Raw genomic sequence first — 16,131 nt, 5'->3', positions numbered from 1 at the left:
GACCGAGAGTGGGTCCGAAGGGCGGTCACCTCATCCGGCATACGACCGCTGCACGATATACGGACGGCAGCCGTACGGAGGCGACCGCCCAGGCTGACCGGTCCGTGGTGGTGGGGAGCGGGCCCACGTCCACCGTGCACCGCCTGCTCCCACCGCCTGCGACCGGGCCGCCGGGTCAGCCGGGCATGGGGTGATGCGCCCGGGCGAACTGCTCCACGACGGCGGCGCAGAAGGCGGGCAGGTCGGCCGGGCCGCGACTGGTGACCAACTGCCCGTCGACGACCACCTCCTGGTCGGCGATGACCTCCGCGCCGGCGTTGCGAAGGTCGGTGCGGATGCTGGGCCAGGACGTCAGGCGGCGGCCGCGCACGGCGTCGGCTTCCGCCAGGGTCCACGGGCCGTGGCAGATCGATGCGACCGGCTTCCCGCTGGCCATGAAGTCCTTGACGAACTGCACCGCGTCGCGGTCCATGCGCAGTTGGTCAGGGTTCATGGTGCCGCCGGGCAGGAGCAGGGCGTGGTAGTCGTCGACGGAGGCGTCGGCGACCAGGCGGTCCACCGGGAAGGTTCCGGCGGCGTTGAGGTCGAACTGGCGGGCCTGGATCTCGCCGTGGTGGAGCGAGACGATCTCGGTCTTCGCCCCTGCGCCCTGCAACGCGCCGCGCGGCTGGTCGAGTTCCACGCGCTCGACGCCGTCGGTGGCCAGAATTCCCACCCGCATCCCCCGGAGTTCCTGTGTCATGGTACGGCTCCCTTCACGAGTCGCCGGTTCTTGGGACGCGAGCGGTTGGAACACCCGGCGGGGCCCGAAGGTGCCCCGAGTGCATGGCTGCGCGCGGTCGGCAAAAGCTGCCGTCCGAGTGAGGACGACCTTCGTCCAGCCGTCGTCGCGGGCGCCGGAATACTGGTGTCCGTGTATCCGTCCGCTGCCTTGTTGAGTATGAGTTCGTGGGAGATGATCCGGGGCGGCTCGACCTTCCCGGCCTGAGACGAGGCGGCGCCACGCACCGGGGCGCGACCGCTACAGCAGCCGGTCGAACACCGCTGTAACGCCCTCCCAGTGACTGGTCTGCGGGTTCTTGACATCCGGATACATGATTTCGAACGTCTCGGCGAGAGCGACGCTGAGACCGCCGATGATCTCGGGGTAGCGCTCTTCGGCCTCCTGGGTGGGTGCCCTGTCGAGGGGAGGGTGTGCGGCGAGCTGTTCCAGGATCGGCTTCAGCTCGACCTCCTCGTCGAGCCGCCGGAACCGATGGATGCTCTCCTGGAGGCCCTTGGTGATCGGTAGATCCCACGGTTCGACGGTGTCCCTGCCGTTGGCCTTGGCCGACCTGGCCGGCGACCAGGAGGTCGTAGAGCTTGGCGTCGACGAAATCGCCGTACCGCTTCAGGTCGTTCCTGTCCACGTCGAGGCTTGCGGCGGCGCGGAAGAACCTCTCGAACTTCGACACACCCATCACGGTCATGCCTCTCGCCTCCTCACCGGGAACGGACGGCGCCGTTCGCTCCCGCCCGCGCCGCTATCGGCTGTTACCCGGTCGAGATTCGCAGAGCCCCCTACGGAGCGCCTCCGCACTCCAGGCCGAAAAAGGGCGCCCCCTCTTCCCCTGGCAGAGCAGCATGAAGTGCGCAGGCATCCCTCGGCCGGCCGTACGGCCGCCCGTCCACAGGCGGCTGCACGGCGTTGCGACGCCTCGTACGAGAGGAGAGGCGTCGCGCGGGGGGCCACCCTGACGACCTCTTCAGAGCATCTCCAGGGGCGTGGGCCCGTTGGGCGGCGGGAACGCCTCGTCTAGGGCGTCGAGCGCCTCGGTGGGAAGGCGGAGGTCCAGCGCGCCGTGGTTCTCCCGAACGTGGTCGTGTGATCCGGAACGCGGGATCGCGGCCACCCCCCGTTCCAGCACCCAGGCGAGTGCGACCTGGGCCGGCGTGGCTCCGAGGGCCCGGGCCACGGCACCCAAGGCGTCGCCCTTCAGCAGCCGCCCCTGCTCGATCGGGGAGTAGGCCATGACCGTCACCCCGGCCTCGCGGCACCAGGGGAGCAGATCCCACTCGATGCCGCGCCGGGAAAGGTTGTACAGCACCTGGTCGACGGCCGTGGCGGCGCCACCGGGGAGGGTGGCCAGCTCGGCCAGGTCAGCCACGTCCAGATTGCTCACGCCCCAGTGCCGGATCTTCCCCGCCTCCATCAGGTCGGTGAATCCCGCGAGGGTCTCCTCGAGTGGCCACCGGCCCCGCCAGTGCAGCAGGTACAGGTCCAGCCGTTCCGTACGGAGCCTCCGCAGGCTGCCCTCGCAGGCGGCGACGGTGCCCTTCCGGTCGGCGTGGCCGGGCAGCACCTTGCTGACGAGGAAGACCTCCTCCCGGCGTCCACGGAGGGCCTCCCCGACCAGTTCCTCGGCTGCGCCGTCGCCGTACATCTCCGCCGTGTCGACGATGGTCATGCCCACATCCACGCCCAGTCGCAGTGCGGCGATCTCCTGTTCACGCCGGGCCGGGGCCTCGCCCAGGTACCAGGTGCCCTGCCCGAGCGCCGCGATCTCCTCACCGGAGGGGAGCGTGATCGTTCCGGCCGATTCCGCAGACATCTCGGGCCTCCCGTCCGCCGCGGATCCGCGTCACGCGCACCCGGACCGGGTGCCCAGGTCCGCGCCTCCCAGACAACGCGGCGACCACTGACACGGCGCCGCCGCGGGAGAGGACCGCCGCGAAGCCGAGCAGCGCGGTCCGCACGGCGGGCTGCCCGCCTTGACTGCCGCTGACACCGCTCGCGCGGAAGTTCCAGTGAGGCATCAGCCGGGTCCGCCCAGCACGATCTTCCACACTCGGGTCGCCACCTGGAGGTTCAGCCGGTCCTCGACGTTCGCGAGGTCGTGGCCGCTGATGTCGCGGATGCGCTGGAGCCGATAGCGCAGCGTGCTGCGGTGGATGGCGAGGGAGTCGGCGGTCTCGTCGTAGTTGCCGCCACAGTCGAAGTACCGGGACAGGGTCTCCACCATGGTCGCGTGGTGCCGGGAGTCGTAGTCGATGAGCTGCCCGAGCCACTCGTGGACGAACGTCTCCAATTCCCGGTAATCGTTGCCGGGTCCCAGGATGCGGTAGAGGCCGAGCTCGTCGAAGAACGTCGTGCCGTAGCGCTCGTGGGAGTGGCGGCGCACCTCCAGGGCGCGCCGCGCCTCCTGGTAGTGGTGGGGGATGTCGTTCAGGGAGTCGGATGGGGCGCTCACCCCGATCGTCCCGGACCTTGATCCGGTCGCCCGGGCGAGCGCTTCGTACAGCGCGCGGGCGTGCGGCCGGTCGTCGGTGACCAGGACGACGTGGTCGGAGCGTCGGGTCAGCAGCGAGCGCATGCCCACGGCAAAGGCCGCCCGCCCCACGGTCTGTGCGAAGGAATCGTCGGCGGTCCGGTTCGACCACTGCACCACGACGACGTAGTGGCTGCGGTGCAGGTCGTGTCCGACTGCCTCGGACCGGGCGTAGGCGCTCGCCTCGTCCGTCCCCGCCAGGAGGTCGTCGACCAGCTCGCGGTGCAGCCTCAGCTCCACTTCGGCCAGATCGCGCAGGTGCGACATTTCCAGCGCGAGCGACGCGGCGGCGTGTTCCAGCGCGAGCACGGTGTGCTCGTCGGCCTCCTCCCGGGCATCGACCAGGGCCAGCACGCCCAGGATCTCGCCGTGCGGTCGGATCAAAGTGATCAGCCGGTCCCTTATCCGCACCGGACCGGCCTGGCGGGCGACGGCGTGCAGCATGTCGTCCTGGCGCACGGGGTTCGGTTCGGGGTAGGGGACGGGGCGGCTGGGGCCGGTCCAGGACCTCAGCCGACCGAAGCGGTCCTCGACCAGCGCGGGAAGTCCTGTCAGCCCGTGCAGTGCGCGGGTGACGGCTTCCTCGCCGCCACCCGAGGCAGCGACGTCGGCCATCAGAGCGTGAACGGCTCGCTCGTAGCTCAGCTCGGCCACCACAGAGATCAGCTTCCGCTGGAGGGCTGTGCGTTCCTCCCTCAGCCGGTGCAGCTCCAGCGCGTCCTCGCCTTGGCGGCGGTGCGCGAAGGCGACAGACAGTGCGGCAGCGGTGTGCCGGACGAGCATGGCGAGCAGGGACCGCTCGGTCTTGGTGGGCCGTGAGCGGGACGTGACCACGAGGTAGCCGTGGAGTACCCCGGGTCCGCGTAGCCCCAGGGCCCGGCCCCAGGGCCTGCCGGCCACGGTCACCTTGCCGTCCTGCCCGGCCAGCTCCCGCACCCTCCGGCCCACGGCCGAGGCATGCGTTCGCCCGTTCCACGGGCTGGGGACCAGGTCGCCGTCCACCTTGAGGTATCCGGCCTCGGCGCTGTACGGCCCCGCGGCGACTATGTGATCCATGGCCAGGCGCAGGATCTCGCCTTCGTCCGGAGCGTCGAACTGGGCGTGGGAGAGCGCGATCAGTTCGTGGAGGGCATGGGCGGCCGGGGTGCGAGCGGGCAGGCGGGGCCGCCTGGGCGCGGCCGTGGGGTGCCGCCGGGCGCCGACCCGCGGAAGGCTGCCCTTCCGGTCGGAGCAGCGGTACAGGCTGTACGCCCGACTGCCGACCATGGGATCACTCCGTCCTGCGGAGGTGAGCGGCTTTCGCGTACCCGGTCCCGGGCCGGCTACCCGAGACGCGTGGGTTCTTTCTCTCGTACTCGTGGGGCGACCGGACCCGCGCATTCCTGACTCGCCAGGCGCAGGCGTGGAGCCACCCGTTTCGTCACCCTGGGGAGTGCTCGAGACCCTCCGTGCGCACCGGTGGGAAACCGGCGGAGTCCCACCTCTGTCCGAACGAACGTGATCCGGAGAGTCGACGCAGGCGCTGCACCGGGAGGAGTTCCTCATGGCCAAGGCAGTGGGCATCGACCTGGGCACCACCAACTCGGTGATCGCCGTGTGGGAGGGCGGCGAGCCGTCCGTCGTGCCCAACAGCGAGGGCAATCGCACGACACCGTCCGTGGTGGCCTTCACCGACACCGGGGAACGTCTGGTGGGCCAGCTGGCCCGGCGCCAGGCGATCCTCAACCCCAAGGGCACCATCTACTCGGCCAAGCGGTTCATCGGCCGGCACTTCGACGAGATCTCCGACGAGGCCAGGGCGGTGGCGTACGACGTCGTCGAGGGCGACGGCGGGGCGGCCCGCTTCAAGGTGCGCGGGAAACTGTACGCGCCTGAGGAGATCAGCGCACAGGTGCTGCGCAAACTGGCCGACGACGCGTCCAAGCAGCTGGGGGAGCGGGTCACGGAGGCGGTCATCACGGTTCCCGCCTACTTCAACGATGCCCAGCGCACCGCCACCAAAGACGCCGGACGGATCGCCGGACTGGAGGTGCTGCGGATCATCAATGAGCCGACGGCGGCCGCCCTCGCGTACGGCATGGACAAGAAGGAGCACGAGACCGTCCTCGTCTTCGACCTGGGCGGCGGCACCTTCGACGTGAGCATCCTCGACGTCGGCGACGGCGTGGTGGAGGTGCGCTCCACGGCCGGTGACAGCCACCTGGGCGGCGACGACTTCGACCGGCGTCTGGTGGACTACCTCGCGGACGACTTCCAGAAGGAGAACGGCATCGACCTGCGCAAGGACCCGCAGGCGCTGCAACGACTGTTCGAGGCGGCGGAGAAGGCCAAGACCGAGCTCAGTTCGGTGACGCAGACGCAGGTCAGCCTGCCGTTCATCACGGCCGACGCCTCGGGCCCCAAGCACCTCACCGACTCGATCATGCGGTCCACCTTCGAGCAGATCACCGGCGACCTGGTGGAGCGTTGTCTGGGACCGGTGCAGCAGGCGATGGCCGACGCGAAGGTCGGCGAGAGCGACATCGACGAGGTCATCCTCGTCGGCGGCTCCACCCGCATTCCCGCCGTCCAGACGCTGGTCCGCCGGCTGACCGGCGGCAAGGAGCCCAACATGAGCGTCAACCCCGACGAGGTCGTGGCCCTGGGCGCCGCGATCCAGGCCGGGGTACTCAAGGGCGAGGTCAAGGACGTCCTGCTGCTCGACGTCACACCCTTGTCGCTGGGCGTGGAGACACGCGGCGGAGTGATGACGAAGATCATCGAGCGGAACACCACCATTCCGGTGCGCCGCAGCGAGACCTTCTCCACCGCCGAGGACAACCAGCCGGCCGTCGATGTGGTGGTCCTCCAGGGCGAGCGCGAGCGGGCCGCCGACAACCGGGTGCTGGGCCGGTTCCAGCTCACCGACATCCGGCCGGCGCCGCGGGGCGAACCACAGATCGAGGTCACCTTCGACATCGACGCCAACGGCATCCTCAACGTCAAGGCCCGCGACCGGGACACCGGCAAGGAACAGGGCATCACCATCAGCGAGAGCTCCAACCTGGACCGCAGTGAGGTCGAACGCATGGTCCAGGAGGCCGAGCGCAACCAAGGTCAGGACCAGGCACTCCGCGAGGCCGTCGACGCACGCAACGAACTCGACGCCGTCGCGTACCAGGTCGAGAAGCGCCTCGCCGAACTGGGCGACGCAGCGCCCGCGCACGAGAAGGCACGCGCCGAGATCCTCGTCTCCGACGCCCGGGCGGCGGTCAAGGATGAGGCGGGCGTGGAGCGCGTGCGGCCTCTGACCTCCGAGCTCCAGCAGTTGCTCGCCGGACTGGCGGCACATCAGGGCGCCGCCACAGGCGGCGGTCCCGGCCAGGACGCCGCCACCGGCGGTCCCACGAGTGACGGTGACGATGATGTCATCGACGCCGAGTTCGACAAGGGCTGAGGCGCGCCATGCCCACCCACCCCCAGGAACCAGACCGGGCCGCGTCGGATCCGGGCGCACAGGTCCCGGAAGGCGCCGGACCCGGTCCTCGCGGGGATCTGCCCCAACCGGGCCCGTCCCGGCCCGAAGCGGCGAACGGCGAACCGGGACCCGATGCCGCCGGCCCCGCGCCCGCCGAGGACGAGTACACGACCGCGATCAAGGAACTGGAGGACCGCTGGCGGCGCGCGCTCGCCGACCTCGACAACCTTCGCAAGCGTCACGCCAGGGAACTGGAGCGCGAACGGGCGGCAGAGCGGTCCCGCACGGCGGCCGCCTTCCTGCCCGTCCTCGACAACCTCGAGCTCGCCCTGACCCATGCCGGCGCCGATCCGGGGGCGATCGTGGAGGGTGTCCGGGCCGTACGCGACCAGGCGGTGAACGTCCTCGAACTGCTCGGCTACCCGCGGCACGCGGAGAGCGGTGTCGCCTTCGACCCGGCCCGGCACGAGGTGGTCGGTGTCGTCCAGGACCCCGACGCCCCCCCGGGCACCGTCGTCGAGGTGCTGCGCCCCGGCTACGGGGACGGCGAACGGCAGCTCAGGCCCGCCTCCGTGACGGTCGCGAAGCGGGAGTGACCGGTCATGGCACGGGACTTCTACGAGGTGCTGGGCGTGTCGCGGACCGCGAGTCAGGACGAGATCCAGCAGGCATATCGCAAACTCGCCCGCAGGTACCACCCGGACGTCAACAAGGACCCCGGGGCGGAGGAGAGTTTCAAGGACCTCAACGAGGCATACAGCGTCTTGTCCGACCCCAGGAGCCGGGCCCGCTACGACCGCTTCGGCGAGGACTTCCGCAAGATCCCCGAGGACTTCGACGAACGGGTCGCGGCCGGAGCGGGCGGCGGCTTCCGCGGTCGGAGGACCGCAGGCGCGGGCGGTCCTCGCGTCCGCTACACCACCGGCTTCGGCGACGACTTCGGCGCGGAGGGCATCGACATCGAGGACCTGCTCGGCTCCATGTTCGGAGCCGGCGCCGCCCGAGGCGGCGTCCCCGGAGCGGACCAGGAGGCCGAACTGCCGCTCACCGTCGAGGAGGCGTACCGAGGCGGCCGTCGCACCGTCACACTCGCCGGCCCCGGCGGGCAGCCGCGGCGGTACGAGGTCGACGTGCCGCCGGGCGTCACCGACGGGCAGCGCATCCGGCTGGCGGGTGAGGGAGGCCGGGGCAGTGGTGACGCGGCCGCGGGCGACCTGTACCTGCGGGTGCGTATCCTGCCCCACCCCCGGTTCCGGCTGGACGGCCGTGATGTGCACGTCCAGGTCCCGGTCGCCCCGTGGGAGGCGGCCCTGGGCGCGACCGTGCCGGTGCCCACGCCCGGCGGCGGCACGGCGAAGGTCACGGTGCCCGCGGGCTCGTCCAGCGGCCGGCGGCTGCGGCTGCGCGGCGAGGGCATGCCGAACCCGCGGGGCGCGAACGGCGACCTCTACGCCGAACTTCGCGTCATGGTGCCTCCCGCCCTCGGCGACCGGGAGCGCGAACTGTTCGAGGAGCTCGCCGCCACTTCCTCGTTCGATCCCAGGAGGACGCGATGAACGACCGACCCGCGGGAGCGGGAGGCATCGGCCGGGCCGGCATGGGCGCCCGTCCGGTACGAACGGGCGCCGACAACACCGCCTCGACGGCTGTCCGGTACGCGCTCGTGCCCGTCCCCAGGCTCTCCCTGTCCGCCGTGGCCCTTCGCTCGGGCCTCCACCCCGATCTGATCCGCCGGTTCGTCGCCCTCGGCCTGGTCGACGCGGAACGCGACTCCGCGGGGCGACTGGTGTTCAACCCCACGGCCCCGGCGGTTCTCGCGCGTATCCAGCGGCTGCGCACCGGACTCTGCCTCAATTACGCATCCATCGGTCTGGTGCTCGACCTGCTCGACCGCATCAGCCTGCTCGAAGCCGCCCTGCGCGGCCGCGGCACGAGGAGTGAAACACCCCCATGGACATGAACCGTCTCACCCAGAAGTCGCAGGAAGCCCTCCAGGAGGCCCAGAGCGCGGCCGTCGGCATGGGGCACACCGAGGTCGACGGGGAACACCTGCTGCTCGCGCTTCTCGATCAGGAGGACGGTCTGATCCAACGGTTGCTGCAACAGGCCGGCACCGAGCCGGAGGAACTGCGCGCGGCCGTGCGCGAGGAACTCTCCCGCCGCCCGAAGGTCACCGGTCGCGGCGCGGCACCCGGCCAGGTCTTCGTCACCCAGCGCCTGTCCCGCCTGCTCGACGCCGCCGAGCGGGAGGCCAAACGCCTCAAGGACGAGTACGTGTCCGTGGAGCACCTCCTGCTCGTCCTGGCCGAGGAGGGCTCGGCGACCGCCGCCGGACGTCTGCTCAAGGAGCACGGCGTGACCCGGGACTCGTTCCTGAGCGCGCTCACCCGGGTCCGCGGCAACCAGCGCGTCACCTCCGCCAACCCCGAAGTGGCCTACGAGGCGCTGGAGAAGTACGGCCGCGATCTCGTCCTGGAGGCTCGGTCCGGGCGGCTGGACCCGGTCATCGGCCGTGATGCGGAGATCCGCCGCGTCACCCAGATCCTCAGCCGCAAGACCAAGAACAACCCCGTCCTCATCGGCGATCCCGGCGTCGGCAAGACCGCCATCGTCGAGGGCCTGGCCCAGCGCATCGTTCGCGGCGACGTCCCCGAGGGCCTGCGCGACAAGACGGTGTTCGCTCTCGACATGGGCTCCCTGGTCGCCGGCGCCAAGTACCGCGGCGAGTTCGAGGAACGCCTCAAGGCCGTGCTGTCCGAGGTGAAGGCCGCCCAGGGACGCATCCTGCTCTTCGTCGACGAACTCCACACCGTCGTCGGCGCGGGCGCCGCCGAAGGGGCCATGGACGCGGGCAACATGCTCAAGCCGATGCTCGCCCGCGGCGAACTCCACATGATCGGCGCCACCACCCTCGACGAGTACCGCAAGCACATCGAGAAGGACGCCGCCCTCGAACGCCGCTTCCAGCAGGTCCTGGTCGACGAGCCGAGCGTGGAGGACACCATCTCCATCCTGCGCGGACTGCGCGAACGCCTCGAGGTCTTCCACGGCGTGAAGATCCAGGACACCGCACTGGTCTCCGCGGCCACCCTCAGCCACCGCTACATCACCGACCGGTTCCTGCCCGACAAGGCCATCGACCTCGTCGACGAGGCGTGCGCCCGGCTGCGTACCGAGATCGACTCCATGCCCGCCGAACTCGACGAGATCACCCGCCGCGTCACCCGCCTGGAGATCGAGGAGGCGGCCCTGTCCAAGGAGACCGACGCCGCCAGCAAGACCCGCCTGGAGGAACTGCGCAAGGAACTGGCCGACCTGCGCGGCGAGGCAGACGCCAAACACGCCCAGTGGGAGGCCGAACGGCAGGCCATCCGCCGCGTGCAGGAGCTACGCCAGGAACTGGAGCAGGTCCGCCACGAGGCGGAGGAGGCCGAACGCGCCTACGACCTCAACCGCGCCGCCGAACTCCGCTACGGCCGCCTCCAGGACCTGGAGCGCCGGCTGAAGGCCGAGGAGGAGCAACTGGCCGCCAAACAAGGGCAGAACCGGCTGCTGCGCGAGGTCGTCACCGAGGAGGAGATCGCCGAGATCGTCGCCGCCTGGACCGGTATCCCCGTCGCCCGTCTCCAGGAGGGCGAACGCGAGAAGCTGCTGCGCCTCGACGAGATCCTGCGCGAGCGCGTCATCGGCCAGGACGAGGCCGTCAAACTCGTCGCCGACGCCATCATCCGCGCCCGCTCAGGCATCCGCGACCCGCGCCGCCCCATCGGCTCGTTCATCTTCCTCGGCCCCACCGGCGTCGGGAAGACCGAGCTGGCCAAGACCCTCGCGGCGGCCCTGTTCGACTCCGAGGAGAACATGGTCCGCCTCGACATGAGTGAGTACCAGGAGCGGCACACCGTCAGCCGGCTCATGGGCGCACCACCCGGATACGTCGGCTACGAGGAAGGCGGCCAGCTCACCGAGGCCGTACGCCGCAAGCCGTACTCGGTCGTGCTGTTCGACGAGATCGAGAAGGCGCACACCGATGTCTTCAACACCCTGCTTCAGGTCCTCGACGACGGCCGCATCACCGACTCCCAGGGCCGCACCGTCGACTTCCGCAACACCGTGATCATCATGACGTCGAACATCGGCTCCGAGTACCTCCTCGACGGCGCCACCGCGGAGGGTGAGATCAAGCCGGACGCCCGCGCCCTGGTGATGGGCGAGCTGCGCGGGCACTTCCGCCCGGAGTTCCTCAACCGCGTCGACGACATCGTGCTGTTCAAGCCGCTCGGCGAGCGGCAGATCGAGCGGATCGTGGAGCTGCAGTTCGACGAGCTGCGCCGCCGGCTCGCCGAGCGTCGCATCGCCGTCGAACTCACGGATGCGGCACGTGAGTTGATCGCCCACCAAGGTTACGACCCGGTGTACGGGGCCCGGCCGCTGCGCCGCTACATCTCCCACGAGGTCGAGACGATGGTCGGGCGCGCCCTGCTGCGCGGTGACGTCCAGGACGGCGCGACGGTCCGCGTCGACGCCGAACATGGAGAGCTGGTGGTCACATACGACCGGCCCGAGGACGTGAAGGGAGTGCGGGCGGCATGAGCACGATGCAGGCGACGAGCGTCGGTTGTCCCCGCTGCGGGCGCACCAACCGGGTGCCCGTGGCCGCGGAGGGCCGCCCCAAGTGCGGCCACTGCAAGCAGCCCCTACCGTGGATGGTGGACGCGGGCGACGACGACTTCACCGAGGTCGCCGAGCGGGCCGACGTCCCCGTCGTGGTCGACCTGTGGGCCACCTGGTGCGGCCCCTGCCGCATGGTCAGCCCCGCACTGGAGAAGGTCGCCACCGATCTCGCCGGCCGAATCAAACTCGTCAAGGTCGACGTCGACAAGAACCCGCGACTGTCGCAGCGTTTCGAGGTCCAGGCCGTACCGACACTGCTGATCCTCGACCGGGGCGAGACAGTCGCCCGGCAGGCGGGGGCGGCGCCCGCCCCCGCCCTGCGTCAGTGGGTGGAACACTCGATCACCGCCCGGAAAGGGTGATCCGGATGACCCTGCACGCAGACCCCCACCTCGCGCTCGTCCGGCCGGTCCAGCCGCTGACCCCAGAAGGGTGTCAGGAGTGTCTGATGCTCGGCTCCCCGTGGGTCCACCTGAGGCTCTGCCTGACCTGCGGGCACGTCGGCTGCTGCGACTCCTCGCCGAACAAGCACGCGCGCGAGCACGCAGCTGTCGTCGCCCATCCGATCGTTCAATCGTTCCAGCCCGGTGAGGAATGGCGCTGGTGCTACGTTCACGAGGCGTTCGTCTGATGTCCGGCGACCAGTCGCTGCCGGGCGAAGAACGGCTGCCGGAGGAAGCGGACCGGGCCGCCTTCCGGGAGACCCCGGACATCCACGGCGCGTATCCGCGCCTCACGGAGGACCAGATGGCACTTCTGGCGGAGCACGGGCAACGCCGGACCACGGCTGCGAACGACGTGCTGATCCGGGAGGGCGAGCGCTGCGAGACGTTCTTCGTCGTCCTCAGCGGTACCGTCGCCGTCGTCGAGGGCTACGGCACTCCCGAGGAGCACATGCTGCGCGTGCACGGTCCCGGTCGCTTCATCGGCGAACTCGGGCTGCTGTACGGGCAAGTGGCTTTCTACACCGCTGTCGTCAGGGAGCCGGGGGAGGCCCTCGTCGTCTCCTTGGACCGGTTGCGCCACCTGGTGTCCCAGGACTCCACCATCGCGGACATCGTGCTGCGCGCCTGTCTGTGCCGTCGCGCGCTGCTCGTCGGACAGGGCGCCGGCTTCCGCATCATCGGCTCGCGCTACTCGCCCGACACCAGACGGCTGCGCGAGTTCGCCGTCCGCAACCGGCTGCCGCACCGCTGGATCGACCTGGAGACCGACAAGGAGGCCGAGGAGCTGCTGCGCCGCTTCGGCGTCGGCCCGGCGGACACACCGCTCGTCATCTGGCGGGACACCACCCTGTTGCGCAATCCCAGCAACGCGGAACTGGCCCGGCTCATCGGCCTGCCGTCACTACCCGCCGGAAACCGTCACGGTGACGTCCTCATCGTGGGCTCCGGACCCGCCGGCCTCGCTGCCGCGGTGTACGCCGCCTCGGAGGGCCTGAGCACCACCGTGGTGGAGGCGATGGCCACCGGTGGTCAGGCCGGCACGTCGTCCCGCATCGAGAACCTGCTCGGCTTCCCATCCGGCATCTCCGGCGCCGAACTCACCGAACGCGCCGTGCTCCAGGCCGGTAAATTCGGCGCCGGGATCAGTCTTCCACTGGAGGCGACCGGTCTCCGTCCCAGGGGCGACGACCACTATGTCGTGACGTTCGCCGACGGCAGCGAGATCGCCGCCCGCGCCGTCGTCCTGGCCATGGGTGCCCGCTACCGCCGGCTCCAGGTGCCCGGCATCGAACGCCTGGAGGGAACGAGCGTGCACTACTCGGCGACCGTCTACGAGGCCCAGCAGTGCCGCACCGACCCGGTGGCCGTCGTCGGCGGAGGCAACTCGGCGGGCCAGGCGGTGCTGTTCCTCGCCGGGTACGCGCCGAAGGTGCGCCTGCTTGTCCGAGGAGCCAGCCTTGAGGCCAACATGTCGCGTTACCTGGTCGACCAGGTCGAGCGCCATCCGCGGGTGGAGGTCATGCTGCACACCGAGGTCACCGAGGTCATCGGCCGGGAAGTGCTGGAGGAGCTCGACGTGGTCGACAACCGCACGGGCGGGCACCGCCGACTCGCGGTGCGGAGCCTGTTCGTCTTCACCGGCGCCGAACCTCACACCGAGTGGCTCGCCGGCGTCGTCGCCCTCGACTCCCGCGGCTTCGTCCTCACCGGGCCGGAGGCCCAGGAAGCCTGCGCCTCCCCCGAGGTGTGGCACGGCCGTGGGCGCTCGTGCATGACCCTGGAGACCAGCCTGCCCGGGGTCTTCGCGGTGGGGGACGTCCGTAGCGGCTCGGTGAAGCGGGTGGCCTCCGCGGCCGGTGAGGGCGCGATGGCCATCCACTTCGTGCACCGGCACCTGGGGCACTCGGCCGTACCCGGCACCACGGGCACGCCGGCTGTCGCGGGCCACTCGGACGTCTCCCCACGTCTACGTCACAAGGAGTCCGCATGGCTCGCATGACCCCTCTCAATCCTCTGCCGGATTCGACGAACTGCCCAACCAGGTGAGCGGCCTGCTGGAGTCGACACTGGGCGCGGCACCGGCGGTCCCGCCACGACACCGTCCGAGGGATTGAGCCATCGGCTCCGACGCGTGCCCGTGTACAGTCAACGACGCCCTTGACCTGCACAAAGCAGGCAGGGAGCCGTCTGTCAGGAGTCCAAAGTGCTGCGTACTCTGTTCAAGTCCAAGATCTAGCATCTGGACGTCTGGGCAGGTCAGAGCGCTGCCGCCAGGGCTCAGGTCAGCAAACGGTCAGCATCGTGCACGGAGGCGTCCCAGCTTGCTGACGTGGTGACTGCCGTGGTGGGGTCTCGGTGCAGGTGCCTGGCCCGGCTTGGAGGGCCCCTGGTGGCCCGACAGCTGGCCCGCGGCACAGGGGCCTTCCGCGAGCTGTGTGTCAAACTCGGAGCCGGTCGGCCGACCGCCATGCGTTGTGTTCCCGGGCCGGTCTTGGGGATGCTCCTGGACCGGGACGGTCCGCTGCCGGTGACGGGTGCCGTGCGCATCGCCGCGCAGGTGGCGTCGGCGCGCGACGCCGCACACGAGCCCCATCTCGTACGCGGGGAAGTGAAGCCCGGCAGCATCCTCGTGGCCACGAGCGATATCGGTGACGATCCCTACCGTGCGCATCTCATGGACCTCGGATTGGCGCAACCGTCACGGGACGCCTCCTCCACCCCGGCAGGTCGATTCGCAGGCACCCTGGACCATGTGGCCCCAGGGGCGGGGCGTCCATCCACAGGTGTCGCAAGCCGCGGTTGAACAGGAACCGCGGGCCACCGTCCGGGGTGACGGCCTGGGTAGCGCGCAGGATGGTGCCGGCCGGGGCGAACGAGCAGGTCTTGACGATCCGGAAGGGAACGGCGCCGCGACACGGCATCAGAGCCACGCCGTCGTACGACACCTCCGTGCCGACCGCCACCCAGGTGGCCTGGAGGGTGAAGTCGTCCCCGGCCGGACCTCTTACGAAGTCCAGCAGGGGGACGGCGTTGCCGAGCATGTCGTTGACCTGCTGGTCGGTGAGGTGGGGGAGCAGTGGACGAGCGGTACGGTCCCTGAGGGCGCCCCACCACACGCCCGCCCCGTACGCCAGGTCGTCCGCGAGGTCAGCCGTGCCCCACGGCAGGGGGTCGATGTCGCGGGGCGGCCGCGGAGCCGGGAGAGCACGGCAAGGCCGAGGGCGGCACGACCGGGGCAGCCGGTCGCCGGCAGCGGCAGGGCCACCGGCCACCACGTGCGCAACGCCGCTTCTCGGAGTATCCGGCCCACACCCAGCTGAGCGGCCGCGGCCCATGCCGGAGCGCAGGATGTCGGGGACGTTCTCGACGCCGGCCTGCCCGTTCGCGGCGAGCCCCCACAGATACGCCCGGTCTATCATCACGGCCTTCGCGCCCAGGGCGAGCGCCTTGACCACGTCGCTGCCGCGCCGGACGCCGCTGTCGAGCAACACCTCGACCGCCTCGGCGCTTGGCGTGCCGTCCCCACGTGCGCGGCGCCGTCGAGACCATCGTCCCCGCCGCATGATGAGCGGCCTCCGTCGAGGGGACGGAGACCGCTCTCGGTGCTTCGCAGAGGAAGGCGACCGGGGAGGTCAGTTCGCCGTCAGGGACGGCTCTTGGCCGGCGGCGCCGGAGTCGTCGGCTACGGCCTCCGGCTCCGCCTCCTCCCGCCGATCGGTCTCGCTGAGTACCAGCACGCACACGCAGGAGACCGCCGCCGCGACGGCCAGGAAGCCGGCCACCGGCACGTACGATCCTTACCTCGCGTACAGCCAGGTCGCGACGATCGGCGTGAACGCTCCGCCCAGCATCACGCCGAGCTGGTAGCCGAGCGAGGCGCCGTTGACCAGGAAGGCCGGACTGGAGAGCATCAGCCCGGCCGGCACTCCCGGCCGGGCGAAGCTGCCGTACAGCCCCCGCCGCCCCCGCGGGGCGTTCTCGGTGGCGATCAGCACGGCCCCGCCCCAGTGACCGCCGACTGCGATGCCCGGGAGCAGGCGCAGCACGATGAGCAGCGGTGACCCGGCGACGCCGATGGCGTCATATCCGAAGGCCATTCCGCGCAGCGGACGCGCCACGAAACCGATGGCGAACGTCATGAAAGCGAGCAGGGCTCCGACCAGCGGGTCGGGCGCCGGAAAGAACAATTTGTAGATGAAGAATCGAACCATTCGATGGCCGATCCGGCGTTGCTCACCATGATGATTCT

Annotated in this window: 13 protein-coding genes and 2 pseudogenes; 8 read left to right on the top strand and 7 right to left on the bottom strand. The window is 70.5% G+C overall.

What is annotated here, in order from left to right; genetic code table 11:
- Positions 1-175 precede the first annotated feature (175 nt).
- The 4 genes and pseudogenes from IF37_RS0131490 to IF37_RS0131475 all read right to left on the bottom strand — a co-directional run bounded on the left by IF37_RS0131490 (position 176) and on the right by IF37_RS0131475 (position 4,574).
- Positions 176-742, bottom strand: coding sequence for a type 1 glutamine amidotransferase domain-containing protein (locus tag IF37_RS0131490; RefSeq protein WP_030750345.1), 567 nt, complete (start codon positions 740-742; stop codon positions 176-178).
- Positions 743-1,021: 279 nt separating this feature from the next.
- Positions 1,022-1,460, bottom strand: a pseudogene (locus IF37_RS42800) (DUF1931 family protein).
- A gap of 285 nt (positions 1,461-1,745) precedes the next feature.
- Positions 1,746-2,591, bottom strand: a complete 846-nt coding sequence (locus tag IF37_RS0131480) for an aldo/keto reductase (protein ID WP_030750339.1) — start codon at positions 2,589-2,591, stop codon at positions 1,746-1,748.
- Between the two features lie 204 nt (positions 2,592-2,795).
- On the bottom strand, positions 2,796-4,574 hold the full coding sequence (locus IF37_RS0131475; protein WP_030750336.1) for a helix-turn-helix domain-containing protein: 1,779 nt from the start codon (positions 4,572-4,574) through the stop codon (positions 2,796-2,798).
- Positions 4,575-4,851: 277 nt separating this feature from the next.
- Between IF37_RS0131475 and dnaK the strand changes: the two genes are divergently transcribed.
- From dnaK to IF37_RS0131435, 8 genes are read left to right on the top strand one after another with little or no spacing between them, the layout of a single operon-like run.
- Complete coding sequence (gene dnaK, locus IF37_RS0131470) at positions 4,852-6,744, top strand: molecular chaperone DnaK (RefSeq protein WP_030750333.1); 1,893 nt, start codon at positions 4,852-4,854, stop codon at positions 6,742-6,744.
- A gap of 8 nt (positions 6,745-6,752) precedes the next feature.
- Positions 6,753-7,361 carry a nucleotide exchange factor GrpE gene (locus IF37_RS0131465; protein ID WP_030750330.1) on the top strand — a complete coding sequence of 203 codons (609 nt, stop codon included), beginning with the start codon at positions 6,753-6,755 and terminating at the stop codon, positions 7,359-7,361.
- A 6-nt stretch (positions 7,362-7,367) separates the two neighbouring features.
- On the top strand, positions 7,368-8,321 hold the full coding sequence (locus IF37_RS0131460) for a DnaJ C-terminal domain-containing protein (RefSeq protein WP_030750327.1): 954 nt from the start codon (positions 7,368-7,370) through the stop codon (positions 8,319-8,321).
- Positions 8,318-8,725 carry a chaperone modulator CbpM gene (locus IF37_RS0131455; protein ID WP_030750325.1) on the top strand — a complete coding sequence of 136 codons (408 nt, stop codon included), beginning with the start codon at positions 8,318-8,320 and terminating at the stop codon, positions 8,723-8,725. The genes IF37_RS0131460 and IF37_RS0131455 overlap by 4 nt, the downstream gene beginning before the upstream one ends.
- Complete coding sequence (clpB, locus tag IF37_RS0131450; RefSeq protein WP_030750322.1) at positions 8,716-11,355, top strand: ATP-dependent chaperone ClpB; 2,640 nt, start codon at positions 8,716-8,718, stop codon at positions 11,353-11,355. Before IF37_RS0131455 ends, clpB begins: the two co-directional genes overlap by 10 nt.
- On the top strand, positions 11,352-11,798 hold the full coding sequence (gene trxA / locus IF37_RS0131445) for a thioredoxin (RefSeq protein ID WP_030750319.1): 447 nt from the start codon (positions 11,352-11,354) through the stop codon (positions 11,796-11,798). The genes clpB and trxA overlap by 4 nt, the downstream gene beginning before the upstream one ends.
- Before the next feature lie 5 nt (positions 11,799-11,803).
- A complete protein-coding gene (locus tag IF37_RS0131440) occupies positions 11,804-12,067 on the top strand; it encodes a UBP-type zinc finger domain-containing protein (protein ID WP_030750316.1) in 264 nt (87 codons plus the stop codon).
- Entirely contained in the window at positions 12,067-13,881 is a 1,815-nt protein-coding gene (locus tag IF37_RS0131435) for an FAD-dependent oxidoreductase (protein WP_030750313.1), read from the top strand. Before IF37_RS0131440 ends, IF37_RS0131435 begins: the two co-directional genes overlap by 1 nt.
- Before the next feature lie 1,342 nt (positions 13,882-15,223).
- Here IF37_RS0131435 and IF37_RS42795 read toward each other — a convergent pair.
- The 3 genes and pseudogenes from IF37_RS42795 to IF37_RS0131420 form a co-directional block, all read right to left on the bottom strand.
- Positions 15,224-15,379: pseudogene (locus tag IF37_RS42795) on the bottom strand (alpha-hydroxy-acid oxidizing protein); the annotation flags it as partial.
- Between the two features lie 135 nt (positions 15,380-15,514).
- A complete protein-coding gene (locus tag IF37_RS44660) occupies positions 15,515-15,670 on the bottom strand; it encodes a hypothetical protein (RefSeq protein ID WP_158727420.1) in 156 nt (51 codons plus the stop codon).
- A 9-nt stretch (positions 15,671-15,679) separates the two neighbouring features.
- Positions 15,680-16,093: a hypothetical protein gene (locus IF37_RS0131420; RefSeq protein WP_158727419.1), complete on the bottom strand. Its 414-nt coding sequence runs from the start codon at positions 16,091-16,093 to the stop codon at positions 15,680-15,682.
- Positions 16,094-16,131 lie beyond the last annotated feature (38 nt).

The organism is Streptomyces sp. NRRL S-31 (assembly GCF_000718775.1).
Lineage (GTDB): Bacteria > Actinomycetota > Actinomycetes > Streptomycetales > Streptomycetaceae > Streptomyces.
The sequence above is the reverse complement of the archived record's forward strand: the minus strand, read 5'-3'. Positions and strand labels throughout refer to the sequence as shown.

What these genes read in the sequence shown, in the direction of transcription:
- IF37_RS0131465 (WP_030750330.1), top strand. Translation starts at nt 6,753, where the DNA reads ATGCCCACCCACCCCCAGGAACCAGACCGGGCCGCGTCGGATCCGGGC.
- IF37_RS0131480 (WP_030750339.1), bottom strand. Translation starts at nt 2,591, where the DNA reads ATGTCTGCGGAATCGGCCGGAACGATCACGCTCCCCTCCGGTGAGGAG.
- IF37_RS0131420 (WP_158727419.1), bottom strand. Translation starts at nt 16,093, where the DNA reads ATGGTTCGATTCTTCATCTACAAATTGTTCTTTCCGGCGCCCGACCCG.
- dnaK (WP_030750333.1), top strand. Translation starts at nt 4,852, where the DNA reads ATGGCCAAGGCAGTGGGCATCGACCTGGGCACCACCAACTCGGTGATC.
- IF37_RS0131455 (WP_030750325.1), top strand. Translation starts at nt 8,318, where the DNA reads ATGAACGACCGACCCGCGGGAGCGGGAGGCATCGGCCGGGCCGGCATG.
- IF37_RS0131460 (WP_030750327.1), top strand. Translation starts at nt 7,368, where the DNA reads ATGGCACGGGACTTCTACGAGGTGCTGGGCGTGTCGCGGACCGCGAGT.
- IF37_RS0131475 (WP_030750336.1), bottom strand. Translation starts at nt 4,574, where the DNA reads ATGGTCGGCAGTCGGGCGTACAGCCTGTACCGCTGCTCCGACCGGAAG.
- IF37_RS0131435 (WP_030750313.1), top strand. Translation starts at nt 12,067, where the DNA reads ATGTCCGGCGACCAGTCGCTGCCGGGCGAAGAACGGCTGCCGGAGGAA.
- IF37_RS0131490 (WP_030750345.1), bottom strand. Translation starts at nt 742, where the DNA reads ATGACACAGGAACTCCGGGGGATGCGGGTGGGAATTCTGGCCACCGAC.
- IF37_RS0131440 (WP_030750316.1), top strand. Translation starts at nt 11,804, where the DNA reads ATGACCCTGCACGCAGACCCCCACCTCGCGCTCGTCCGGCCGGTCCAG.
- clpB (WP_030750322.1), top strand. Translation starts at nt 8,716, where the DNA reads ATGGACATGAACCGTCTCACCCAGAAGTCGCAGGAAGCCCTCCAGGAG.
- trxA (WP_030750319.1), top strand. Translation starts at nt 11,352, where the DNA reads ATGAGCACGATGCAGGCGACGAGCGTCGGTTGTCCCCGCTGCGGGCGC.